The organism is Pseudonocardia sp. HH130629-09 (genome assembly GCF_001294645.1).
Classification (GTDB): domain Bacteria; phylum Actinomycetota; class Actinomycetes; order Mycobacteriales; family Pseudonocardiaceae; genus Pseudonocardia.
Window position 1 is genome coordinate 2,483,044 of the sequence record NZ_CP011868.1, and the last position, 23,553, is coordinate 2,506,596.

The 23,553-nt window shown below is 71.5% G+C and carries 23 protein-coding genes and 3 pseudogenes; 16 read left to right on the top strand and 10 right to left on the bottom strand.

Translation table 11 applies throughout. The features are described 5' to 3' along the window. Window positions 1-333 precede the first annotated feature (333 nt). On the bottom strand, window positions 334-753 hold the full coding sequence (gene nusB / locus XF36_RS11430; protein WP_020625793.1) for a transcription antitermination factor NusB: 420 nt from the start codon (window positions 751-753) through the stop codon (window positions 334-336). Between the two features lies 1 nt (window position 754). Then, window positions 755-1,315, bottom strand: a complete 561-nt coding sequence (gene efp, locus XF36_RS11435; protein WP_020625794.1) for an elongation factor P — start codon at window positions 1,313-1,315, stop codon at window positions 755-757. Window positions 1,316-1,420: 105 nt separating this feature from the next. Here efp and XF36_RS11440 point away from each other — a divergent pair, with 105 nt between their 5' ends. From XF36_RS11440 to XF36_RS11455, 4 genes are read left to right on the top strand one after another with little or no spacing between them, the layout of a single operon-like run. After that, window positions 1,421-2,086: a response regulator gene (locus XF36_RS11440; protein ID WP_060711968.1), complete on the top strand. Its 666-nt coding sequence runs from the start codon at window positions 1,421-1,423 to the stop codon at window positions 2,084-2,086. Further along, complete coding sequence (locus XF36_RS11445; protein WP_060711969.1) at window positions 2,073-4,184, top strand: sensor histidine kinase; 2,112 nt, start codon at window positions 2,073-2,075, stop codon at window positions 4,182-4,184. Before XF36_RS11440 ends, XF36_RS11445 begins: the two co-directional genes overlap by 14 nt. A 29-nt stretch (window positions 4,185-4,213) precedes the next feature. Continuing rightward, window positions 4,214-5,152, top strand: coding sequence for an ABC transporter ATP-binding protein (locus XF36_RS11450; RefSeq protein ID WP_060711970.1), 939 nt, complete (start codon window positions 4,214-4,216; stop codon window positions 5,150-5,152). Further along, a complete protein-coding gene (locus XF36_RS11455; protein ID WP_060711971.1) occupies window positions 5,149-6,354 on the top strand; it encodes an ABC transporter permease in 1,206 nt (401 codons plus the stop codon). Before XF36_RS11450 ends, XF36_RS11455 begins: the two co-directional genes overlap by 4 nt. Here XF36_RS11455 and XF36_RS11460 read toward each other — a convergent pair. Beyond that, on the bottom strand, window positions 6,341-7,420 hold the full coding sequence (locus XF36_RS11460; protein ID WP_060711972.1) for a M24 family metallopeptidase: 1,080 nt from the start codon (window positions 7,418-7,420) through the stop codon (window positions 6,341-6,343). The genes XF36_RS11455 and XF36_RS11460 overlap by 14 nt on opposite strands. Before the next feature lie 30 nt (window positions 7,421-7,450). Between XF36_RS11460 and XF36_RS11465 the strand changes: the two genes are divergently transcribed. Continuing rightward, window positions 7,451-8,167 (top strand): MBL fold metallo-hydrolase, encoded by a 717-nt coding sequence (locus tag XF36_RS11465; RefSeq protein WP_060711973.1) that lies wholly within the window; start codon window positions 7,451-7,453, stop codon window positions 8,165-8,167. A 63-nt stretch (window positions 8,168-8,230) separates the two neighbouring features. Here the strand turns inward: XF36_RS11465 and XF36_RS11470 are convergent. Further along, a pseudogene (locus tag XF36_RS11470) lies at window positions 8,231-8,656 on the bottom strand (winged helix-turn-helix transcriptional regulator). 82 nt (window positions 8,657-8,738) lie between these two features. Next, window positions 8,739-8,984 (bottom strand): hypothetical protein, encoded by a 246-nt coding sequence (locus XF36_RS11475; RefSeq protein ID WP_202968510.1) that lies wholly within the window; start codon window positions 8,982-8,984, stop codon window positions 8,739-8,741. Between the two features lie 152 nt (window positions 8,985-9,136). Here XF36_RS11475 and XF36_RS11480 point away from each other — a divergent pair, with 152 nt between their 5' ends. Both XF36_RS11480 and XF36_RS11485 read left to right on the top strand, forming a co-directional pair. Continuing rightward, window positions 9,137-9,427 carry a transposase gene (locus XF36_RS11480; protein ID WP_060710840.1) on the top strand — a complete coding sequence of 97 codons (291 nt, stop codon included), beginning with the start codon at window positions 9,137-9,139 and terminating at the stop codon, window positions 9,425-9,427. Continuing rightward, complete coding sequence (locus XF36_RS11485; protein WP_060710839.1) at window positions 9,424-10,332, top strand: IS3 family transposase; 909 nt, start codon at window positions 9,424-9,426, stop codon at window positions 10,330-10,332. Before XF36_RS11480 ends, XF36_RS11485 begins: the two co-directional genes overlap by 4 nt. Here XF36_RS11485 and XF36_RS11490 read toward each other — a convergent pair. Next, complete coding sequence (locus tag XF36_RS11490) at window positions 10,285-10,944, bottom strand: LysR family transcriptional regulator (protein WP_082375342.1); 660 nt, start codon at window positions 10,942-10,944, stop codon at window positions 10,285-10,287. The genes XF36_RS11485 and XF36_RS11490 overlap by 48 nt on opposite strands. 24 nt (window positions 10,945-10,968) lie before the next feature. Between XF36_RS11490 and XF36_RS11495 the strand changes: the two genes are divergently transcribed. After that, window positions 10,969-11,586 carry a DapH/DapD/GlmU-related protein gene (locus XF36_RS11495; protein ID WP_238589223.1) on the top strand — a complete coding sequence of 206 codons (618 nt, stop codon included), beginning with the start codon at window positions 10,969-10,971 and terminating at the stop codon, window positions 11,584-11,586. 117 nt (window positions 11,587-11,703) lie between these two features. Here XF36_RS11495 and XF36_RS11500 read toward each other — a convergent pair whose 3' ends face one another. Next, window positions 11,704-13,113: a PLP-dependent aminotransferase family protein gene (locus XF36_RS11500; protein ID WP_060711975.1), complete on the bottom strand. Its 1,410-nt coding sequence runs from the start codon at window positions 13,111-13,113 to the stop codon at window positions 11,704-11,706. On the opposite strand from XF36_RS11500, the gene XF36_RS11505 reads away from it, so the two are divergent. The 6 genes from XF36_RS11505 (at window position 13,112) to XF36_RS11525 (ending at window position 17,882) form a co-directional block, all read left to right on the top strand. Continuing rightward, on the top strand, window positions 13,112-14,095 hold the full coding sequence (locus tag XF36_RS11505; RefSeq protein WP_060711976.1) for a DMT family transporter: 984 nt from the start codon (window positions 13,112-13,114) through the stop codon (window positions 14,093-14,095). The two genes, XF36_RS11500 and XF36_RS11505, sit on opposite strands and share 2 nt — an antisense overlap. 226 nt (window positions 14,096-14,321) lie before the next feature. After that, complete coding sequence (locus tag XF36_RS11510) at window positions 14,322-15,320, top strand: alpha/beta hydrolase family esterase (RefSeq protein WP_060711977.1); 999 nt, start codon at window positions 14,322-14,324, stop codon at window positions 15,318-15,320. A 50-nt stretch (window positions 15,321-15,370) separates the two neighbouring features. Beyond that, window positions 15,371-15,973, top strand: coding sequence for a TetR/AcrR family transcriptional regulator (locus XF36_RS11515; RefSeq protein ID WP_168169496.1), 603 nt, complete (start codon window positions 15,371-15,373; stop codon window positions 15,971-15,973). A 141-nt stretch (window positions 15,974-16,114) separates the two neighbouring features. After that, window positions 16,115-16,303 carry a hypothetical protein gene (locus XF36_RS34000; RefSeq protein ID WP_238589384.1) on the top strand — a complete coding sequence of 63 codons (189 nt, stop codon included), beginning with the start codon at window positions 16,115-16,117 and terminating at the stop codon, window positions 16,301-16,303. After that, the gene (locus XF36_RS11520; protein ID WP_238589318.1) at window positions 16,225-16,521 is read left to right on the top strand and encodes a Rid family hydrolase; all 297 of its coding nucleotides are present in this window, start codon (window positions 16,225-16,227) and stop codon (window positions 16,519-16,521) included. The genes XF36_RS34000 and XF36_RS11520 overlap by 79 nt, the downstream gene beginning before the upstream one ends. 131 nt (window positions 16,522-16,652) lie before the next feature. Beyond that, a complete protein-coding gene (locus XF36_RS11525; RefSeq protein ID WP_082375346.1) occupies window positions 16,653-17,882 on the top strand; it encodes an MFS transporter in 1,230 nt (409 codons plus the stop codon). A gap of 708 nt (window positions 17,883-18,590) precedes the next feature. On the opposite strand, the pseudogene XF36_RS31515 reads toward XF36_RS11525, so the two are convergent. From XF36_RS31515 to XF36_RS11535, 3 genes and pseudogenes are all read right to left on the bottom strand, one after another. After that, a pseudogene (locus tag XF36_RS31515) lies at window positions 18,591-18,746 on the bottom strand (IS256 family transposase); the annotation flags it as partial. A gap of 27 nt (window positions 18,747-18,773) precedes the next feature. Next, window positions 18,774-19,577 carry an HARBI1 family protein gene (locus tag XF36_RS11530; RefSeq protein ID WP_193394036.1) on the bottom strand — a complete coding sequence of 268 codons (804 nt, stop codon included), beginning with the start codon at window positions 19,575-19,577 and terminating at the stop codon, window positions 18,774-18,776. A gap of 153 nt (window positions 19,578-19,730) precedes the next feature. After that, window positions 19,731-20,792 (bottom strand): annotated as a pseudogene (locus tag XF36_RS11535) (IS256 family transposase); the annotation flags it as partial. A 308-nt stretch (window positions 20,793-21,100) separates the two neighbouring features. On the opposite strand from XF36_RS11535, the gene XF36_RS30310 reads away from it, so the two are divergent. Continuing rightward, entirely contained in the window at window positions 21,101-22,498 is a 1,398-nt protein-coding gene (locus tag XF36_RS30310) for a GGDEF domain-containing protein (protein ID WP_082375348.1), read from the top strand. 306 nt (window positions 22,499-22,804) lie between these two features. After that, complete coding sequence (locus tag XF36_RS11545) at window positions 22,805-23,503, top strand: hypothetical protein (RefSeq protein ID WP_145981333.1); 699 nt, start codon at window positions 22,805-22,807, stop codon at window positions 23,501-23,503. Window positions 23,504-23,553 lie beyond the last annotated feature (50 nt).

Genomic DNA, 23,553 nt, shown 5'->3' on the forward strand with positions numbered 1-23,553 from the left:
GCAGGCCGGCGGCGGACACCGCCGGGGCCGGGGATCGTGTCCTGGGGGCGACCAGCAGGTGAGGGCCGCGACCGAACAGCGCCGCGGAGTCGGACGTCGGCGACGACCGGCGCGCTCTACCGCGACGTCACCATCCGCGTCGGCTGCAATCCAGGGACGGGGTCGGGCGCACACGTGCAGGGCCGACCGCGCCGGTCGCAGCGACGGTGCTCGTCGGGGGCGGCGCGGTCGGCTCCGAGGACGGACCGGGGTCAGGCCCGGGCCCCGGGGCGGCGGGGACGCGGCCACCGTCCGCCCGGGACCGCTCGGGCACCGGCACCGAGCGGCCGGGGCCTACAGGGTGGCGCGCAGGTGCTCGGCGATGTCGGAGATCTGGCCCAGCACCCCGTTGACGTAGCGCGGGGAGTCGTCGGTCGACAGCGTCCGGGCCAGCTCGACGGCCTCGGTGATCGCGACCGGGTCGTCGACGTCGTCGACCCACAGCAGCTCGTAGATCCCGAGCCGCAGCAGGCCGCGGTCGACCGCGGGCATCCGGTCGACGTCCCAGCCCTCGGCGTGCTCGGCGATCAGCTGGTCGATCCGCTCCTGGTGGGTGGCGACACCCTCGACGAGCCGCGCCGCGTAGTCCTGGACGGGCGGCGCGTCGTCGGTCTCGCGGCGCGCGGTGAGCACGGACAGCGCGTCCTCACCGCGGGCCTCGGCCTCGAACAGGATGTCCAGTGCCCGCTTACGGGCCTTGGTGCGTGCGCGCACCTCAGCTCACGCGGCCGAGGTAACGGCCGTCCCGGGTGTCGACCTTGACCTTGGTGCCGCTCTCCAGGAACAGCGGCACCTGGATCTCGGCGCCGGTCTCCAGGGTCGCGGGCTTGGTGCCGCCGGTGGAGCGGTCACCCTGCAGGCCCGGGTCGGTGTGGGAGATGACCAGCTCGACCGAGGTCGGGAGCTCGACGAACAGCGGCTCCCCCTCGTGCAGCGACACCTGGGCGGTGGCGTTCTCCAGCAGGTAGCGCGCGGCGTCGCCGACCGCCTTCTCCGGGATCGGGATCTGGTCGAAGGTGTCGGCGTCCATGAAGACGAAGTCGGTGCCCTCGCGGTACAGGTAGGTCATGTCGCGGCGGTCCACCGTCGCGGTGTCGACCTTGGTGCCCGCGTTGAAGGTCCGGTCCACGACCTTCCCGGACATCACGTTCTTCAGCGTGGTGCGAACGAACGCACCGCCCTTGCCGGGCTTGACGTGCTGGAACGCCGTCACGGTCCACAGCTGGCCCTCAATGTTCAGGACCAGGCCGTTCTTCAGGTCGTTCGTGGTCGCCACGTGCGCGCTCTCCTGCTCGGATCTCGGATTCGTGCGTCGGTCAGGGTACCGCCACCGGGTTCACCGGCCAGCCCGAGGGGCGGGCGACCTGCCAGGATGGGCGCCATGACGGTGCGGGTGGTGGTGGCCGACGACCAGGCCGTGGTGCGGGCGGGGCTGCGGACGGTGCTGGCGGCGGCACCGGACATCGACGTCGTCGGGGAGGCAGGGGACGGCGCCGAGGCCGCCGAGCTGGCCGAGACGCTGCGTCCGGAGGTCGTCCTGATGGACGTGCGGATGCCCGGCACCGACGGCATCGAGGGGACCCGGCGGATCCGCGCGTTGCGCGACCCCGGCATCCGCGTGCTGGTGGTGACGACCTTCGACCTGGACCGCCACGTGTACGACGCGCTGCGGGCCGGCGCGTCCGGCTTCGTGCTGAAGGACGTCGAGCCGGAGGACCTGCAGGTCGCGGTACGCACCGTGCACGCAGGGCACGAGCTGTTCGCGCCGTCGGTCACGCGGCGGCTCGTCGGCTCGTTCGTCCCGACCGACCCGCCCGCGCAGGCCGGGCCGGCCGCCGCGCTGACGGAGCGGGAGCGGGAGGTGCTCGGGCTGGTCGCCGCCGGGCTGTCCAACGCCGAGATCGCCGACCGGCTGGTGCTGGGCGGGACGACGGTCAAGACCCACGTGTCGAACCTGCTCACCAAGCTGGGGCTGCGCGACCGGGTCCAGCTGGTGGTGTTCGCCTACGAGCACGGGCTGGTGGGAGCGGCCGGTGCCAACGGCTGAGCCCGGCGCGGACGCTCCCCCTGCACCGCTGCCCGGCAGCCGCGCCGGGGACATCGCGCTCGCGGTCCTGGCGCTGCTCCTCGCCGCCCAGGAGATGGTGACGACCCTGGTCGTCAACACCTACGGCTACGTCCACCGGCTGCCGTTGCCGCTGGAGGTGGCACTGGCGGTGGGTTTGAGCCTGGCGGCGGCCGCGGCGATGCTGCTGCGCCGCCGGCGGCCGCGGTGTGCCTACCTGGTCCTGGCCGTGATCTCCGCCCCGGGGATCGCGTTCCTCGGCGGGGCCGCGGCGCTGGTGTGGCCGCTGCTCGCGTTCTCCGTCGCACGGGCGCCGCAGCGCGGCCCGGTCGGTGCTGCGGCGTGGGTGGCCCTGCCCTGGCTCGGTTCGCTCGGACTGGCCGGGCTCCTGCGCCTGCCGGTCTCGGCGGACGTGGCGACCGACACCGGGCTGATCGTCGGCGGCGCGACGGTCGTGATGCCGATGCTGGTGATCGCCACCGTGGCGGGGCGCTGGAGCCGGTCCGCGGCGCTGCGCGCCGAGCGCGAACGGGCCGAGACCGACCGGCTGCAGCACGGCACCGCGCTGGACGCCGAGCGGTCCCGGATCGCCGAGGAGATCGGCGGTGGCGTGCTCAGCGGTCTGCGCAGCCTGGTCGCCCAGGCCGGGGCACTGGGCCCCGACGCGACCGAGGCCGACCTGCGGGCCGCGCGGGAACGGGCCCGGTCCGTGCTGGCCGCGATGCGCCGGGTCCTGGGCGTGCTCCGCGCCCCCGCCGCCACCGCCGCCGCCGAGCCGGGACACCTCGTCGTCCCGGTGCCGGCCCCGGTCCCGGCAGCGTCCGCGCAGCGTCGCCGGATGCCGCTGCCCGACCGGGCCGGGCTGTGGGCGCTCGTCGCGTTCGTCGTCCCGGCTCTGCTGGTCGGTGCGCTCGTCTCCTCGGCGGGCGACGTGGACACCGGGCTGGTGGTCGTCGACGGGCTCCTGCGCCTGCTGCAGCTGCCGTGGGGGAACCCGGCCGCGGCGCTGGTCGTGGCGGTGCAGTTCGCACTCGTCACGTGGTGGCGGACCGCGCCGGTGCCGGCGCTGCTGCTCGCCGGAGTGGCGTCGTTCGTCGCGACCATGCTCGACGGATCCAACACGTTCGCCGAGGCCACCTGGATACTTCTGGTGTGGGGCGCGGCGTCGACGGCGCCGGTCGTGACGTCCGCGGTGGCGGTGTCGGTGTCGACGCTGATCGTCCTCACCGGGGGCGTCCTGACGGGGGTGTGGCACCGGCTCGGGACCCCGGCGTCGGTGGTCGTGCTCAGCTTCCTGGCCGTGGTGCCGCTGTGGGCGGCCGGGGTCGCGGTCCGCCACCACCGGCTCGACACCGCGACCCGGCGACGCGCGCTCACCGAGGCCGGGGTGCGCGACGCACTCACCTGCGAACGCCTGCGGGTGGCCCGCGACCTGCACGACGTCGTCGCCCACCACGTCTCTGCGGTGGCGGTACAGGCCGGGGCGGCGCGGCTCGCCGCCGACCCGGCGGCCCGCGCCGAGGCGCTCGGGCACATCGCGGACTCGGCCCGCCGGGTCGCCGAGGCGCTGCCCGCCCTCGCCGACCTGGGGCCGGACCCGGACGGCGCGGACCTGTCCCCCGCCGCGCTGGAGGCCCTGGTCGCACCGTCACGCGCAGCAGGGCTGCCGGTCACGGTGACGGTCGAGGGCTCCCCGACGCCGACGCCCGGCGAGGCCGAGCTGTTCGCGCGGCGCATCGTCACCGAGGCACTGACCAACACCCTGCGCCACGCCGGGCCCACCCCCACCCGGGTGCGGGTCGTCCACGGCGGCGCCGCCGAACCCCTCGTCGTGGAGGTCGACGACGACGGCCCGGTGACCGGCCACCGGCCCGACGACACCGGCTCCCGCCTGGGCCTGCTCGGGATGCGGGAACGGGTCGCGCTGCTCGGCGGCGAGCTGTACACCGGCCCCGGCGACGGTCGGGGCTGGACGGTCCGCGCGGTGCTGCCCCGCAGCCCGCTCGTCCGCGAGGACGACCCCGCCGCGGCACCGATCTCGTCCTTCGCGCCGATCCGCGAGGGCACCCCCGGCTCCTAGCGTCGGTGCCCACAGCGGGGGAGGGACCGATGACCACACAGCAGCAACAGCTCCGGGCCGGGCCGGTGGCGGACACCGGCGCCACACTCGAGATCGACGCGTTGACCAAGCGCTACGGCGGCACCGTCGCCCTGGACGGAGTGAGCTTCGACGTCCGCCCGGGCGAGATCTTCGGCTTCGTCGGCTCCAACGGCGCCGGGAAGACGACGACGATGCGGATCGCCCTGGGCGTGCTGGCGGCGGACTCCGGACAGGTCCGTCTCGGTGGGCGCCCGGTCGACCTCGACGTCCGCCGCACGATCGGCTACATGCCCGAGGAGCGCGGGCTGTACCCGAAGATGAAGGTCGGTGAGCAGCTCGCCTACCTGGCCGAGCTGCACGGCGTCGACCGGGTCGCTGCGCGCCGGGCGGTGCTGCGCTGGGCCGAGCAGCTCGGCGTCGACCACCGGCTCGACGACACCGTCGACGCGCTCAGCCTGGGCAACCAGCAGCGCGTCCAGCTCGCCGCGGCACTCGTGCACGACCCGGCCGTGCTGGTGCTCGACGAACCGTTCTCCGGGCTGGACCCGGTGGCCGTCGACGTGATGAGCGAGGTGCTGCGACAGAAGGCCCGCGCCGGGGTGCCGGTGCTGTTCTCCAGCCACCAGCTCGACCTGGTGCAGCGGCTCTGCGACCGGGTCGGGATCCTCGTGGCCGGCCGGATGCGGACCGTCGGCACCGTCGGCGAGGTCCGGCGCGGTGGCGGCACCCGGCTGGAGGTGCGCGCCCCCGCCGCCCGCCCCGGCTGGGCACACGGGCTGGCCGGGGTCACCGTGCTCGCCGAGGAGCGCGGCCGCACCGTGCTGGCGCTCGGCGACGGCGTCGACGACCAGCGGGTCCTCGCCGCCGCGCTCGCCACCGGACCGGTGCACGGCTTCACGGTCACCACCCCGTCGCTGACCGATCTGTACCGGGAGGTCGTCGCATGAGCGCCCCGTCCACCACCCTGCCCGCGCGGCGCGCGGTCGCGCTGGTCGCCCGTCGCGAGTTCCGCGTGCAGGTGCACAAACGCAGCTTCTGGGTCAGCAACGCGATCATGCTCCTGCTCATCGCGGGCAGCATGATCGCCTTCTCGCTGTTCGGCACGGGCGACGACCGGCCCTCGGTCGGCGTCGCCGGTGACCCGGCACTGGCCGCCGCCGTCACCTCCGCCGCGGAGCGGCTCGGGTCACCCGTCGACGTCCGGGAGATCGCCTCCGCCGGCGACGGCCGGGCCGCCGTCGCCTCGGGGGACCTCGACGTCGCCCTGCTCGGCGACCACTCGGGGCCGGGCGCGACGGCCGTCGTCGACTCCGAGCTCGCCCCGGCGACCCGGGCCGTCCTCGACGCAGCACTGGCCGACCGGGCCACCGGCGTCGGGCTCGCCGTGGTGGGCGTGACCCCGTCCCAGCTGGCGGCCGCGACCCCGCCCGCCGGGCTGACCGTGGACGCACTCGACCCCGCCGAGCCGGAGGCCGGGCAGCGGTCGGCGCTGTCCTTCGCGGTGCTGATCGTGATGTTCCTGCAGATCGTCGGTTTCGGGCTGACCGTCGCGATGGGCGTGGTCGAGGAGAAGTCCAGCCGGGTGGTGGAGCTGCTGCTGTCCACGATCCGCCCGCTGGACCTGCTCTGGGGCAAGGTGGTGGGAATCGGCGCGGCCGGGCTGGTCCAGCTGCTGCTCTACGGCGTCGTCGGGATCGCGACCGGGCTCGCCACCGGGCTGCTGACGATCACCGGCACCGCGGTCGGGGTGTTCGGCGCGGCGCTGGCCTGGTTCGTGCTCGGCTACGCCTTCTTCGCCGTCCTCTACGCCGCAGCCGGGTCGCTGGTGTCGCGCCAGGAGGACGTCAACTCGACGACCGGGCCGCTGATGATGCTGCTGTTCGCGATGTACGGCGCCTCGTTCTGGTACCTCGGCTCGCCGGACGCGATGGCGCTGCAGGTCCTGTCGTGGATCCCGCCGTTCCCGGCGATGCTCATGCCGCTGATGGTCGCCCAGGGCACCGTCTCGGCCTGGCACGTGGCCGGCTCGGCGCTGGTCATGATCGTCGCCGTGGCGCTGCTGGCCCGCGCCGGGGCCCGCGTGTACGAACGGTCCGTGCTGCGGATCGGTGCCACGGTGCCGTGGCGGGAGGCGCTCAGATCTCGATGAGCTCGCGGGGCAGCCCGGTCAGTGCCCTGGCCGGGCCGCCCGCGGCCACGTGCAGGGTGTCCTCGATCCGCACCCCGCCCCGCCCGTCGAGGTAGATGCCCGGCTCGACGGTCACGACGGTGCCGGCGTCGATCCGGCCGGTGGCGGTGGTCGCGAGCCACGGCGGCTCGTGCACCGCGAGCCCGACCCCGTGCCCGAGCCCGTGCAGGAACCGTTCGCCGTGCCCGGCGGCGGTGACGAGGTCCCGGGCCGCCGCGTCGACGGCGGTCACCGAGGCCCCGTCGACGAGCGCGGCCCGCCCGGCCGCCGCCGCGGCGTCGACCAGGGCGTGCAGCTCACGCTGCCAGTCCGCGGCCGGGCCCAGGCAGAACGTCCGGGTGGTGTCGGAGTGGTAGCCGTCGAGCGCCGCCCCGAAGTCGATCTTGACGAGGTCGCCGCGACGCAGCTCGGTGCCGGTGGGGCGGTGGTGCGGCACCGCGGAGTGCGGGCCCGCGGCGAGGATGGTGTCGAAGGCGGGGCCGTCGGCACCCAGGCGGCGCATCCGGTCGTCGAGCTCACGCGCGACGTCGGCCTCGGTGCGTCCCGGGCGCAGGCCGCCGTCGTCGAGCAGGCCGCGCAGCGCGGTGTCGGCCAGCGCGCAGGCGGCGGCGATCCGCTCGACCTCGTCGGCGTCCTTCACCGCGCGCAGCCGCCCGACCAGGCCGGGTGCCCGGCGCAGCCGGCGGCCGGGGACGGCGTCGCGCACGGCCGCCAGGCCGTCGACGGTGAGCGTCGCGGAGTCGTAGCCGAGGGTCCGCCCGGCCCGGACGCGGGCCGCGGCGGCCGGGGCACTCGGCCGCTCGACGAGGATCTCCAGGCCGGGGCACTGCTCGGCGGCCTGGACGCGGTAGCGCCCGTCGGTGCAGAGCAGGTCCTCCCCCGGGTCGACGGCGATCACCGCGGCGGCGTTGGAACCGGTGAACCCGGTGAGGTAACGGACGTCGAGCAGGTCGGTGACCAGCAGCGCGTCCAGTCCGGCGGCGGGGAGCAGGGCGCGCAGGGTGTCGCGCCGGGCGGGGTGGGACATGCCCCGAACCCTATGTCTAGGGTCGCGGCCATGGGTCTCTACTTCCGCCAGCTGCTGTCGGGCCAGGACTACGCCGTGGGCGACCAGGTGGCCACCCAGATGGTCAACTTCTCGTACCTGATCGGCGACGACGAGACCCGCGAGGCCGTCGTCGTCGACCCGGCCTACTCCCCCGACGAGCTGGTCGCGACCCTCGACGCGGACGGCATGCGCCTGACCGGGGTGCTCGCCACCCACCATCACCCCGACCACGTCGGCGGCACGATGATGGGCTTCGACCTCGTCGGCGTCGCGCAGCTGATCGGGTCGCACCCGGTGCCGATCCACGTGCAGCGCGCCGAGGCCGACTACGTGACCCGGGTGACCGGACTGTCGGCGACCGACCTGACCCCGCACGACCACGACGACGTCGTCGAGGTCGGGAACGTCGCGATCCGGCTGCTGCACACCCCCGGCCACACCCCGGGCTCGCAGTGCTTCCTGGTGCCGGACCCGGACGGCGACCGGCTCGTCGCCGGGGACACCCTGTTCCTTCAGGGTTGCGGGCGCACCGACTTCCCGGGCGGCGACACCGCGCAGATGTACCACTCACTGCAGCAGCTGGCGGCGCTGAAGGGCAACCCGACGGTGTACCCGGGGCACCGCTACTCCCCGGCGTCGCACGCCCCGCTGGCCGAGGTGCAGCGGACGAACACCGTCTACCGGGCGACGTCGGTGCAGCAGTTCGTGGCGGCGTTCGGCTCCTGAGCCGACCCGGCGTCGTGTGGGTGGTGATCACGGCCCGGACGGCGACCGCCTGCTCACGCTGCCTCAGTGGGTCTCGTCGTAGTCGAGCCGGGACACCTGGACGTGCGTCTGGTGCCGCTCGGCCCAGTCGGTGAGCAGCGACAGGGTCCGCGCGAGCTCCCGGGCCGCCTCGGTCAACCGATACTCCGCCCTGGGCGGCACCGTCGCGTACACCGTGCGAGTCAGCAACCCGTCCCGCTCCAGGTTCCGCAGCGTCAAGGTCAGCATCCGTCTACTGATGCCCGGGATGCCCCGCTAGAGCTCGGTGAACCGCGCGACCTCCTCCGCACCGATGAGCGTGAGCACACCGATCGCCCACTTCCCACTGACCCGGTCCAGCACCTCGTTCAACGGACAGACGTGGTGGACGGCGTCGTGCCCGCCGGAGGGACGGGGTCGAGCGGCCTCGTCGAACGCCGAGGCCTGGTCACTGTTCGACACCTCCGTCATCGTAGGTGGCCAAGGCGCCGTGGCCGAGGAGGATCTCCGTCGCCGATCGCACGGCTGCCTCCGCGCTCGTGAAGCTGCTGGATCATGCGGCAACCCAGTCCGGGGACCAGACCTGGTCTGCCGTGGCGGTGCGGTGTGCTCGGAGGTGGTCGCGCAGTCTGTCGAGGACGGGGTGCTGGTGGCCGGAGCGGGTGAGCAGCACGTGCGGGTAGAGCGGCGTCGGGTCCCGTAGTGGGATGCGGCGCAGCCGGTAGCTCTCGGGCCACAGGTAGCGGTCACCGGCACCGACCAGGGTCGCCTGATCCGCGGAGTCGGCCAGAGCGTCCATGAGTGCCTCGTCGCCGAAGTGGGGGCCCAGCGCGTCGCATGGTGAGCCCGAACTGCTGCGAGAGTGACCGGTAGAAGTCTGCCCACTCGGTACCCGGCCGGATCCCTGCGGTTCCCCCATGATCGGGGAGGCATCAGCTATAAGGGGTAGCGATGCCAGAGGTACGGAAGCGCTACGACCGGGAGTTCCGTGACGGAGCGGTCCGGGTCGTGGAGGAGACGGGCAAGCCGATCGCCCAGGTCGCCCGTGACCTGGGGGTCAACGAGGGCACGCTGGGCAACTGGGTGGCCCGTGCACGAGAGGCCCGCGAGGACACCGAGGGCCTGTCTCGCGGCGGCGTCGAGGAGCTCAAGCGGCTGCGCGCGGAGAACGCCGAGCTGCGGATGGAGCGTGATGTCCTCAAGCGATCCGTGGTCCTGTGGGTCAAGGAGGCGACGAAGTGAGCGTGGCCCGTTTCATCGCCGACCAGAGGACCTTCCACCGGGTGCCGCACACGCTGGCCTGCGCCCTGTTGGGGGTGTCGATCTCCTGGCTGTACAAGTGGCTCGACCGCGCCGCGCGTTCCGACGGTGGTGCCACCGCGACCGAGAAGCGCCGCTGCGCGTTGGACGCCGCCGTGGCCGTGGCGTTCGACGACGCCCAGCGGCTACACGGCTCACCCCGTCTGCACGCCGACCTGTGTGAGGCCGGATGGCGGGTGTCGGAGAAGACCGTGGCGGACTCGATGCGCCGCCAGGGCCTGGTCGCCCGCCGGATCAAGCGGCACAACGGGCTGACCCGCCAGGACCGCACGGCGCCGAAGTTCCCGGACCTGCTTCGTCGGGGTTTCACTGCGGCCGAGCCGAACCGCAGATGGGTCGGGGACATGACCGAGATCCCCACCGCGGCCGGGAAGTTGTATCTGGCCACGGTGATCGACCTGTACTCGCGGCGGCTGCTCGGCGCGGCCACGGGGCTGCACCCGAACGCCGAGCTGGCGTGTGCGGCGATCCGGATGGCGGTGGCGGCCCGCGGCGGGGCGGACCGAATCGCCGGGGTGATCTTCCACACCGACCGCGGGTCGACCTACACCGCGGGCGCGTTCACCGCTCTGTGTCGGCGGCTCGACATCCGTCAGTCGATGGGCCGGGTCGGGTCGTGTTTCGACAATGCCGCGGCGGAGGCGTTCTTCTCCAGCCTGGAGTGGGAAGTGCTGTCCCGCAACGACTTCGACACCATCAGTAGGGCGCGGGCGGCGGTCATCGACTGGTGTTACGGCTTCTACAACCACCGGCGGCGACACAGTGCCGCCGCCGGGCTCTCACCGATCAACTACGAGAACGCCGCCCTCACCCGAGACGCGGCATAAGAACCCTCCACGATCTCGGGGGAACCGCATCCCGGGGATCCAGACCCTGTGCCCGGCGAGATCCTCCGGGCGGAGCTGGTCTGCGCCGGCCAGGGGGTGGGCAGGGCCGAGCAGGGCCTGCAGCGGGTTGTCCAGGAGCCGCTCGGCCCGGACCCCGGGCGGGATCTGGTCAGCCCGGATGGCGCGGAAGGAGACGTCCACACTCCCGTCCAGGACGGTGCGGACTGCGTCGAGGGCTCCCTGTGCGGCCAGGGTGACCGTGTCCAGAGCGGTGCCCGGGTTGGCGCGGTAGAAGGCGTAGACGGCCTGGGCCGGGGCGATGCGCCGGTTGAGGACGTCCACCCGCAACGGCCTGCGCTGCGGGTGGACCGCCTGCTGAGCCTGCTCGACCGCGGCGAGGATCTTCTTCGCGTGGGGGAGGAACGCCTGCCCGTCCAGGCTCGCCCGCGACCCGCGGGAGCTGCGTACCAGGAGCGTGACCCCCAGGTGTTTCTCCAGGGCGGCCACCCGTTTGGAGACGGCCTGCTGGCTGATCCTCAGGTCGTCGGCGGCGGCCTGGAACTGCCCGGTCTCCGCCACGGCCACGAATGTGCGGAGCGCCTGGAAGTCCACGCCCTGACTGTAGGAGCACAACCGGTGGTTGTGGCCAGGGGCGCGCGGTTGTTTGATCCGTGTCCGGGTGCGCTGCTGGGATCAGGCCTCATGAGCACCCGCACAGACCAGGTCATGCATGTCCGAACTCGCAACTTCGCGCGTTTCGCGGCGCGGATCGCGGAGGTGACCGATGCGACGTCCCGACTGAACGTGCTTGCGTTCAGCGACACCGAGACCCGCGCTGAACTCCTGGCAGTTGTCTTCGGCAGGCCGCTGCCGGAGACGGTGACGATCTACCCGCCGTTCTTCACCGAGCACGGCCTGCGTACACGGTTCGGGACGAACGTCTTCGTCAACCAGGGCTGCACCTTCATGGACGGTGGCGGCATCACCATCGGTGACGACGTCATGATCGGCCCGAAGGTCAACCTGATCACCGGTGGGCACCCCCTACCTCTGGCAGAGCGACGTGAGTACACCGCCAGCGCCCCGATCGTGATCGAGGACGACGTGTGGGTCGGGGCGGCTGCCACCATCACGCAGGGCGTGACCATCGGCCCCGGCGCGGTCGTGGCGGCCGGAGCGGTCGTGACCCGGGACGTTCCCGCCGGGACCGTGGTGGCCGGGGTGCCCGCACGGGTGGTCAAGACCATCGGCTGATCACGGGCAGCCCCCTGGGCCCTGCCCACGCGCGGACCGCCCGCGCCGTCCTGCGACTACGCCGCCACGACCCGACAACCGGTGCTAGCTGCCGCTGGTCAGGAAGTTCTTGATCCCTCAGCGCTGCTGCGCGAGGACCTCCCCGAGGATGATCGCCGCTTGGTCGAACGCGTCAGGGTTCGGGCCTGCGAAGCTGAGGCGTACGTACGGAGCCGTGGGCTCGGCGGGGAACCACTCGTTCCCCGCAGCGACGGCGAGGCCGCGCAGCTCCGCTTCCTGTGTCAAGCGGGCGAGGTCGGTCCCGTACGGGAGACGGACCCAGAGGCTGAGGCCGCCCGCAGGGATTCCCTCGATCGTCGCGTCGGAGGTGTGCGTTGTGAGCGCGGCGACGAGGAGATCCCGTCGGGCGCGGAGCTGCTTGCGGAGGGCACGGCGGTGTGATCGCCATGCGGGCTGCGTCACAACGTCGAGGGCGGCGGCCTGAAGCAGTCCGCTCACGTACATCGACTGGGGCTGCAGCTCCGTGAGGAGACGATGGTGGAGCGGGCCGCGGGCGACGAGCGCGGCCACGCGGATGGCCGGCGAGACGCTCTTGGTCAGGGAGCGCAGGTAGACAACGTGCCCGGAGTCGTCCCTCGTGACGACCGGTACGGGGTCAGCAGTGATGCCGAAGTCGTGGGCCCAATCGTCCTCGATGAGGAACGCGCCGTGCGCGCGGACGATTTCGAGGACGTGGGCGGCGCGTGCGGCGGACCATCGCGCACCAGTGGGGTTGGCGAAGTTCGGCTGCGCGTAGAAGCCGCGCGCGCCGGTCTCGGTGAAGGCGCGCTCGAGAGCGCTGACGTCGGGGCCCTCGGTGCTCGCGGGAACGGGCACGAGGGCGGTGCCGACCTGACCAGCGGCGAGGATCGCTCCCCAGTACGTCGGCGATTCGATGAGGATCGCGCCGCCCGGTCCCGCGATGCTACGGAACAGGACGGCGAGGCCGAGCTGGCTGCCGGGCACGATGATCACGTCCCGCGCCGAGGGGCCGGTGACGTCTGCGGGCGTCTGGGCGGCGATCTCGGCGGCGAACCAGGCTCGGAGCCCCGCGAGCCCTGCCGACCCGGTGCGTTCGAGTGCCGCGTCGCCGCGGCCCGCCCGGGCAATTGCCGGCCGCAGGAGGCGTTCGGGGAGCAGGCCGCGGTCGGGGTAACCCGAGTGCAGGGAGATCGCATCGCTGCGGACCGTGCGGAGAGCACTCGACGCGGCGGCGGGGACTGCTCCTGCCGCCCCGAGGGTGGCGGTCTGCCAGGAGAGGTCCACCGGGCGCAGCTCACGGGTGGCACTGACGAACGTCCCCGCGCCGGGGCGGGTCTCGATGAGCCCACGACACACCAGCGATCGCAGAGCCGCCTGAACCGTGACCGGACTGACGCCGTGGTGCGCCGTCAGTTCGCGCGTCGACGGCAGGCGCGCACCGGGCGCGGCGGAGGAGATCCATGTCTCCAGAGCCGCCTCGACCAGCCCACTGCTACGCTGATTCATGAGTGAGGATAGTAGCGCTACTGTCTCTCCCGGCCGTCCGCTATCGCTGTTCGTTCTACCGTCTCGTCCAGGCCTGAGCTGGGGCTTCCTCGGCGTCCTCGCCTTCTCGTTCACCGTCCCGCTGACTCGGCTCGCCCTCGGGTCCGGGCACCTGTCGCCGCTGTTCGTCGGCAGCGCCCGCGCGGTGGTTGCCGCGTTGCTTGCAGGTCTGGCGCTCTGGTTCTCGCAGTCCCCACGTCCACGCGGACGGGAGTGGATCGGCGTCGGGGTCGTGGCAGCTGGTGCCGTGCTCGGCTTCCCGCTACTCACCTCGATCGCGCTGACGCAGACGCCCGCGAGCCACGGGGCAGTGGTCATTGCACTCCTGCCCGCCACCACTGCGATCGTCTCCGTCGTTCGCACGGGCGAACGACCCGGTCGCATGTTCTGGGTCACCTCGGCAGGCGGGGCGGTCGCCGCCGTGCTGTTCGCCGCGGTACAGGGACATACATTCGGACAGCTGCAGGCCGCCGACGTCCTGCTGTTCGCAGCCGTGATCGTCTGCGCCCTTGCCTACGCCGAGGGCGGGATCCTGTCCCGCCGCCTCGGAGCCTGGCAGACGATCTCGTGGGCGCTGCTCGCTACCGCGCCGGTGACCGTCCTCCTCACCGGATGGGCAGTCGTCGACCAGCCACCGGCCGGAACGCCGGCTGAGTGGCTCGCCTTCGCCTACCTGGGCGTCGTGAGCATGTTCCTGGGCTTCGTCGCCTGGTACCGCGGCCTCGCGATCGGCCCACTCGCGCAGGTCAGCCAGATCCAGCTCGCCCAGCCCGTGATGAGCATCGGCTGGGCGGCGCTGATCCTCCACGAGAGCATCACCTGGCCAACACTCCTCGGCGGCGTCGCGGTCGTCGCGTGTGCGCTCGTCGCCGTCCGATCACGCACCCGGCCATCGTCGACGTTGCGCAGGCACGCACACTCGGGCGACAGGGTCGGGCAGTGAGGCGGGCGTCCGGCCGGTCCATCGTCGGAACGCACTGCTCACTGGCGGAAGGGGCGTCAGCGTCAAGTCGCGGGGCCCCCGAGCACAGCGGCTCACTGCCGCACAGGAAGTACCGAGCAACTCAACTGAACACAGTGTCCACCATAAGTTACGCTGTGCCAACTACGGCAATGGCGCTACTGGAGGTCGGTGGATGTCGGGACGTCGGTTCAGGGGACACGCGATCATGCTGGCGGTCGCGCTCGTCCTGATGACGGTCGCGCCGGGCTTCGCGGCGGCGGCGCCCGGGCCGTCAGGCCCACGGGGCGAAGACCGGGACGAGTCCTACACCAGCGCTGAGGGGGTTCTGCGCTACCAGGTACATCTCCCGCCGCCGCGGCCCGGAGGCTCGACGGGCGCGCCGCCGGCGGTCGTCGTCGCGATCCACGGGTGCGCGATGACCGGCTTCGGGCTCAACTCGATGAAGGACACCACGCGGCTCAACGATCTGGCCGACCGCGAGGGCTTCATCGTCGTCTACCCGACCCAGTCCGTGCTGCGGAACCCACAGCTGTGCTGGAACTCGCTGTCGCCCGAGCACCAGCACCGCGGTCGTGGTGAGCCGGAACTGATCGCCGGAGCCGTGCGGCAGGTCGTGGCCACGCACCACGCCGACGGTGACCGCGTCCACGCCCTCGGCGTGTCCTCCGGAGCGGGCACGGCCGTCATCCTCGGCGTGACCTATCCCGACCTGTTCGCGACGGTCACGTCCGTGGCCGGAGGCGAGTACGGATTCCGGCGCGAGTTCGCCGAGCAGCCCGTCCCGCCGTCACCGGCCGAGACGGCGGTGCCGGCTCGCGCCGAGATGGGGCCACGGGCTCGCCAGGTCCCGCTCCTGGTCGTCCAGGGCGACCAGGACACGACCGTTCCGCCCGTCATGGCGGAGCGACTCGTGCAGCAGTGGGTCGCGCTCGGCGAGCTCATCGAGGGCCGCACCCCGGACGCGTCGACTCCGGTCCGCCCCGACACGACGGTGCACTCCACGCCGCCGGACGGACACGCCTTCGAGACCGACACCTACCGCCGCCCCACCACCCCCGGTCTCGTCATCCAGCGGTTACTGATCCACGGACAGGGCCACGCATGGTCAGGTCCCCGCAGCACAGGGCTCTTCGTCGACCGGCATGGCCCCGACCTTGCCGCCGTGATGTGGGATTTCGTGTCGGAGCGTCGGCTCTCGGGGTGACCGTCGAGTGGGCGCAGGTCGACACCGCGCGGCGACGTACCGTCTCGTACATGACCGAGCGACCCCCGCGACGGCGCCTGTCCCGCGAGGCCAGGCAGGCGCAGCTGGTCGCCGTCGCCGAGCGCCTCTTCGCCGAGCGGGGCTTCGAGGGCACGAGCATCGAGGACATCGCCCGGGAGGCCGGGGTCAGCCGCACGATCGTCTACGCCCACTACGCCACCAAGGACGACATCTTCGTCGCATGTGTCCGACAGGCCCGCGCCGAACTCGAGGACCGGGTCCGCGAGCCGGAGATCCTCATCGAGGCCGGCGCCGACGCCCGCACCGTCATCACGCGGGCGGGCGAGGTGTTCTTCGGCATTCTCGAACGCGACCCGCACCGCTGGATGGTGCTGTTCAACCCCAGCACCGCCCTGTCCCCGGAACTGAACGCACGGCTCACGGAGCTGCGTGAGCAGACCATCACGCGGATCGCGGGAATGGTCCGGAACCTCGGGTCCTTCGACGACGAGCGCAGCCTCGCCTTCGCCTACGCCATCAGCGGGGTCGGCGAACAGCTCGGACGATGGTGGCTCACCCGGCCCGACATCCCCCGCTCGACGGTCGTCGCCTACTACCGCGACTTCATCACCCCCGGCCTGGACCTTCGATGAGCGCACCGCGGCCACAGAGGCCCGGTTCCGGACCGGCGACGACCAACGCCGTCCCCACGCTCGTTGCACACCGGTTGACCAGCTCGGCGGAGCCTGAAATCGGACCGCGCGGATCGGCGGACGTGGCTAGGGTCGTCGCCGATGACCACGATCGTGAGGTTGATCCGTTCTGCCCGCTTGTCCGACGTGGCGGAGTACGCCTATGCCGCGACCGCGCCCGCGGATGCACGACTGATCTTCCTGGCGGGCAGCTGCCCCCTCCACGCCGACGGCTCGACCGCGCGGTCGGGGACGTCGCAGGCCAAGCAGCGCACGGCGTCGAGAACATGAGAACCGCGTTGGCCGAGAGCGGCGCGTCGCTGAGTGACGTCATCAGCACCCGGGTGCTCGTCGCGTCCAGCGAGCAGGCCGATCTCGTGGACGCTTGGGAGGTGGTCCGTAACGCCTTCGGTGACCACGACCCGCCCAGCACCCTCATGGGGGTGACCGTGCTCGGTTATGACGATCAGCTCGTCGAGATCGAGGCGGTCGCCGCGGTCCGCGACTAGTTCCTCCTCCGACGTCGACGTCCGGGGGTCGGTGGTCGACTGTTCGCGGTCGTTGATCGCCCAGTAGTGTACTGGCTCGAACCCTGAGTGTCCGACGCGTTGCTGTTCGTGACATGGTCAGCGGGCCGACTATGAACGATGCCGACTCCGCAGCCGCCGTGCCGAGGCCCCGGCGCCTGACCGAGGTCTTCACGCTTCGCGAGTTCCGTGCGCTCTGGTCTGCCGAGGTCGTCTCGATCCTGGGCGACCAGCTCGCTCGGGTGGCGTTCTCGGTGCTGGTCTACGAGCGCACCAGCTCAGCGGCGCTGTCGGCGGCGGTGTACGCGTTGACATTCCTCCCTGCGCTGCTGGGCGGCGCACTGTTGGGCTGGGTCGCCGACCGGTATCCGCGTCGGCGGGTCATGATCGGCAGTCACCTCACCAGAGCGGCGCTCGTCATGCCGATGGCGTGGCCCGGCCTCCCGCTGCCCGTGCTGTGCGCCCTGATCGTGGTCCTGGTGCTGGCGGGTTCACCGCACTCCGCCGCGCAGGGGGCGTTGTTGCCGGAGATCCTGCGCGGTGACCTGCTCGAACGCGGCTATGCCGTCCGTCAGGTGACGGGCCAGCTAGCGCAGGTTGCCGGGTTCGCGACCGGCGGAGCGCTGCTGGCCCTGCTGAGTCCGCACGCCGCGCTGGTCATGAACGCGGTGACCTTCGTGCTGTCCGCGGCGGTGTTGGCCTGCGGGGTCGCGCCTCGTCCCGCGCCTGCCCCTGCCGCCGGTGCGGTCCGTTCCTGGTCGGGCGACATCGCTGCCGGAGCGCGCACGGTCTTCGCGGACCCCTCGCGTCGCACGCTGGCCGTCGTGGTCTGGCTGGCCGGGACCTACATCGCCCCGGAGGGAGTCGCCGTTCCCTATGCCGCGCAGCTCGGCGCCGGGCCGGTCGCCGTCGGGCTGCTCCTGGCCGCCATCCCGGCCGGCAGTGTCGTGGGGGCGATCGTGTTCACGCGCTGGGTCCCCCAGCGGACCCGGGAACGGTGGATGCTCCCGCTCGCCGTGGCTGCCGGCGTTCCGTTGATGGTGAGCGCGCTCGCGCCGTCCGTCGCGGCGATCACCGTGTTGTGGGCACTCAGCGGCGCGGCCGTGGCCGCCGCGCTGATCCAGGCGCAGGCCGGTTTCGTACGCCGGACCCCGGCCGAGGCGCGGGGGCGCGCGACCGGCCTCGCGGCCGCCGGGCTGATCGGCGCGCAGGGGCTCGGTCTCCTCACTGCCGGTCTGCTCGCCGAGTGGTCCTCCCCCGGCGTGGCGGTGGCGGTGACCGCCGCGGTGGCCGCGGCGGGGCTCGCAGCCGTGGCCACGTCACGGCCCGCGCGAGGACTCTGAGGGGCGGGTCGCCCCGGACGCCTCACGACTCCCCGCCACCTCATCGACGTCGCGCGTCGCGCCTTCCCCGGCCGGACGTCGCCGGCGCGTGCTTCAGATCCGTACACGGCTACATGTCACGAGTTGCCTCTTCCAGATCTCGGACAGCACTACCACGTCACCAGTTCCAGTTGCGCACAGCCATCTCCCCTCTCCGCTCGTGCCCGTCGATCACAGCGCTCACCAGTTCCAGTTGCGCATCCCGCATTCCCCTTTCCGACGATCCCCGCCGGCGCCGACAGCCGGATGGCTCGACACCCGCCCCGACTCGGTCACCGTCACCAGTTCCAGTTGCGCATCGCCCACACCTCCCCGCCTACTTCTCGACACGTCGTTGCATCCACGCCTCACCAGTTCCAGTTGCGCACGCTCGCCGGGCCTGTCTCGCCTCGCCACCCACCCCTCATCTCAGACACCGTTCCGCTCGATCACTGCAGTCACCAGTTCCAGTTGCGCATTACGCCCCCTTTCCGATGGAGTGGAGAATCTTTACACCGAACCGCGCTCCGTCACCAGTTCCAGTTACGCACGACTCCCCCTCTCCGGGCAGCCCCTTCTATCGGGTTACTGCGAACGGCCCAGTCGCCGACCGTCCGCCGACGGCGAGCCGCCGAGGCACCGAGCTCTGCCTCGGGGCCTGTCTCGTGATCGGTGTTTCGGCGTCGTTGCTCAGTAGGTCTCGGCTCCCGGCCAGCGGTCACCGAACGTGATGGCGAACGCGTTGATCACGGGCTTCCAACGCATCGTCCACCTCGTGCGGCCCGTCCCGGTCGGGTCCAGGCTGCGAGTCACAAGATACAAGCATTTCATCGCAGCCTGCTCAGTGAGCCTTTCCCAGTAGGTGCTGGTTGATCATGTGGTTCGGTCGTGCTCGACGTGGAGCAGGACGAGCGCGGCGGCGGTGATCGCGCCGATCCGCCAGGGGCAGAAGCTGACCCGGCGTAGCGCCTTGAAGGTGGTCTTGAGCAGGGAGTTCCCGCGTTCGGCCAGGGCTCGGGTGGCGGAGTGCAGCGTGTTGACGGTGCGTTTGTCCACCGACAGTCCGCCGCCGGTGGGGGTCTTGAACGGGCAGGTCAGGCGGGTGTTCTCACCCTCGTAGCCGAGGTCGGCGAGCACGACGTGGGTGTCGTCGGTCCAGCCCTCGATCGCGTCGAGCAGGCCGGGGTGACCGCGGGCGCAGGTGGTGTCGTGCTCGCGGCCCGGGCGCACCGGGGAGGTCCACAACGGCCACCCGTCAGGCGCGGTGAGGACCTGAACGTTCCCGCCGTGGACGTGGTGCTTACCCGACCACCACAGATCCACTCCCGGGGTCGGTCCGGGAGTGCGGGAGCGGTCAGTGTGGATCACGGTGCCGTCGAGGTGAACGTGGGTGTGCCCGGCGGTGCGGGCCGCGAGCAGCGCGCCGGGCAGTCCAGGCGCGGCGGCGGCCAGAACGTCGATACCTTCGTGCAGGTAGCGGTAGGTACTCGACAGGCTCAGCCGGTTGTCGGCGGCGAGCTGGGCGACCCGGGTCGCGTCGAGGAACCAGCGCAGCACCAGCACCGCGTGGCGGTCACAGTCCAGCGCCCGACGCCCGCGCCGGGTCCCGCGCCGGAGGCGTTCCTCGGCCAACAGCCGCGACAGCAACGACGCGGTGGGCTCCCCGATCGGGAGCACGGCGGTGTAGGTGACAGGATCGGGCACGCGGGACCTCGGTGGTGAGTCGATCTTTGAGCGGACCGACCTCTTCTACCGGGGTCCCGCACCCTCGTTGAGCACCTCCACGCCCCCGGCGTGTCGCCGCCAGCCGCTCCCCACTACTGGGAAAGGCTCAGTGGGGAAATGACCACGCGCCCGCACCGCGCGCCGGTAGCGGGCGTTAAGCGATTCGATCGCATTCGTAGAGCAGATCACCCTTCGAATCTCGACGTCGTAGTCCAAGAACGGCACGAACTCTTCCCACGCGTTGCGCCATAGCCGGATCATCGCCGCGTACTTACGGCCCCATTTCTCGTCGAGCTCATCCATAGCGATAAGTGCTGCATTCGGGTTGGGCGCGGCATAGATTGGTTTGATGTCGCGCTTCACCGCGTCCCAGTCCTGTCGACCCACCAGCCGGAAAGTGTTTCGGATCAGGTGCACGACGCAGGTTTGGACAATGGTTTGCGGCCACACGTTGGCCACGACCTCCGGGAGTCCTTTGAGGCCGTCGCAGACCAGGAACAGCACGTCACGCACGCCGCGGTTCTTCAGGTCGACCAGCACGCTCATCCAGAACTTCGCGCCCTCACTGCCGACGCCCATCCACAGCCCCAGCACGTCCTTGCAGCCGTCCACGGTGACGCCGATGGCTGCGTAGACCGGCCGGTTGGCGACCTGCCCGTCCCGGACCTTGACGTGGACAGCGTCGATGAACACCGCGGCGTACACCGAATCCAACGGCCGACCAACCCAGTCATTCATCTCGGCGACGACCTTGTCGGTGATCCGCGAGACCGTCTCCTTCGATACTGACGCCCCATAGATGTCAGCGAAATGTGCGGAAACCTCCCCGGTCGTCATCCCTTTCGCATACAGCGACAGTACGACCTCGTCGACATCTGTGAGGCGCCGCTGACGCTTCTTCACGATCTGCGGCTCGAAAGTGCTGGCCCTGTCTCTCGGAACGTCGATCTCCACGTCACCCGCGGCATCCGAGAGAACCGTCTTCGAGCGGGACCCGTTCCGCACGTTGGTGGATTCCCGGCCGGGGTCGGCCCGGTTCTTGTCGTGCCCGAGGTGCTCGGTCATCTCCTCGTTCAGCGCCGTTTCCAGAACATTCTTGGTAAAGAGCTTCAACAGGCCGTCCGGGCCGGTCAACGCCAGCCCGCGCGCCTTCGCCTCGGCCACCATCGCCGCCGCAGCGGCCCGCTCCGCCGACGCCTGCCGAGCAGGCTTCGGGTCACCCTCGCTTGGATCCACAAGGTCCGATGTCATCACTGTCCGTGCCCATCTCGCCGGACCTCAGCCCGGCGTGTCGGGCCGAAAACACCGATCTTGAAACAGTCCCCTGCCTCGCGGCGACCTCGACAGGGTAGGCGAGAAGCATCACCACGTCAGCGCCTTAGTTGATCTTGGCGGGTCATTCGAGCCCGGGTGGCGCCCAGCAGATCGGTGAGAGCGACACGACTGAGCAGGGATGAAACCGCTGGACGACGTCTATGCTGACACGAGAGATAACGATCTACGATTCGGGGATTTCGGTGACCTCATCCACCGCGCGAGACACCGACCGGAGTGCGCTCCGGTCGTGGCTGGCGGCGTGGCAGCTGTGGTCACTTCCGATCGGCGTCCGAGCGCTACTCCTCGCGGTAGAGCTCGCCGCTGTGTGCCTACTCACCGTCGATATCCTCCTCGGCGGCGTCCCGCGCGATCTGTCGGCATGGCTGATCGCAGGCACGCTGGTGATCTTGAGCGGGTTCCACGCCGAGATCTCACTGCGTGCCGAACGACTACGGCGGCGCATCGCCGAGACCAGATACGTCGACCTGAGTTCGGTGTGGACGTTCGCGGGCGCGTTGTTGCTACCGCCGATGCTGGCAGCGGCCACGGTGATCGCCAGTTACACACATCTGTACTTCCGCGTGTTCCGACCCGCAGGAACTCCAACGCATCGACAGCTCTATTCGACGTCGACGGTCGTCCTGGCCGTCTACCTGGTTTCCGCGGTCACACTGATCTTTCCCGGATCCGGCGGATTCGACTCCTGGTGGGCGATCGTCGAGATCGCTGCGTGTCTGGTGGTCTACACCGGGACGAACATGTTGCTGGTCGTGAGCGTCATCCGGCTCGCGCAGCCGGGCAGCACATTCCTCGCGATCCTCGCCGGAGGGGAGATCGCGCTGGAGACCGCCACACTGAGCCTCGGCGGAATCGTGGCGACTGTCATCGTCCCCGACCACGTCCTGCTCGTCTGGCTGCTGATCCCGGCGCTCGTGTTGATGGAGCAGACGACCCTCATCAGGCAGCTGGAGACACGGGCAGCGACGGACGCGAAGACCGGTCTGCTGAACTCCGAGGGCTGGCGTTCCCGCGCGCTGCAGCTGCTCGGCGCGGCGAAGCGCGACTGCACCTGCGCCGGCGTGCTCATCCTCGACCTGGACTTCTTCAAGGAGGTCAACGACCGCTACGGGCACCTGGTCGGTGACGCGGTGCTCCGCGCGGTCGGCGAGGCGATCGTCGCCGAGATCCGCGACGACGACGCCGCGGGTCGCTTCGGCGGGGAGGAGTTCGTCATCGCGCTGGCCGGGATGTTCACCTCGGCCAGCCGCAACGCAGAAGCGGTCCTGGAGGTGGGGGAGCGGATCCGACGCAGGATCGAGCGCCTGGCGGTCCACGTCGACGACGAGGTCCCCCCGGTCGCGGTCACCGACCTCACCGCCTCGATCGGGGCCGCGGTCTACCCGCAGGCCGGTCGCGAGCTCGACGTCCTGCTCGCGGCCGCCGATGAGGCCCTCTACGCCGCGAAGAACGCCGGCCGTAACCAGGTCCTGGTCAGCCACGGCCCGGCCGCTCCTCCGTCCGACCCGTCGGTGCCGTCGCCACGCCCGGGAACATGAGGACGTACGCACCGACGACGCAGGCGCCACCTGATCTCGACCGGTGTCGGCCTCTGTTCGGGGTCACGCCCTCGGCGAGCTCGACGGTCGGGTCGACCACTCCCGCCATGCTGCCCGTGCCGCCTTCAACTACCTGGCGTCACAAGATCCGTTGCGCTTCGTGCAGGCGGTTGGTCTCACCAGGTGACGGAGTGCTCGATCGTGTGGCACTACAGGCCGCAATGTGTTGTATCCGCTGCTCCATCCCGCCGGATGAGCGCCAACGGGCTCGGGCGGCCAAGCGACGTGTTCACGGAGGCTGCGCAGGTGACCGCGCGCGACAGCTGGCAGCTCGGTGGAGCTGCTGCCCCGTCACGGGTCGGCGCCGAGCTGACCTGGTGGGGTGCGGCGCTGCCGCACGCAGGTCAGCTGATCGTGGCCGATCCGCTGTTGCCCCGGCCGTTGATGATGGCGTTGTTGTCCGACGCCGCCGACACCGCGACCGAGCCGGGGCCCCGCCGGGCGCGCCTGATCGTGGTCTCGCTGCTGGTCGGTGGCGGGCTCGGCGCAGCAGTCCTGCAGGCGTCAGAAGCGCTGCTGGTGCTCCTTCTGCTCACTGTTGCGACCGGCTTCGTCGCCTGGGCGTGCCGCATGCGCAGCCGCGAGCGAGCGGTCCGGGAGCGCGAGGGGGCACGGCCGCTGTTCGCGGTACGTCCGGCCGCCGGCGAGCCGACCTGGGACCTGCTCGCCCATCTCGACGACCAACAGGCCTCCAGGTCGGACGACGCCTACCTCGCCGCGGCCCGTCATCTGCTGTGGCGGGTCGCGCACCTGAACCCGCGCGACGACGCCGCCATCGCCCGTCTCACCGCACGCGCTCGCGACGGCGAGTTGTCCTCGGCCGAGCAGCTGTGGGCCGCGGCGGACGACCTGACGGCCCTGGCCGTCGCCTCCCCGCGTGACGTGCGCCGTTCGGTGCCCCAGCTGGCCGTCCTGTACCGCTACGAGTCCCACGCGACCCGCTGACCCCGGCGACCACGGCGAGCGGAGCGAGGACATCGGCCCGCGGCACGGGC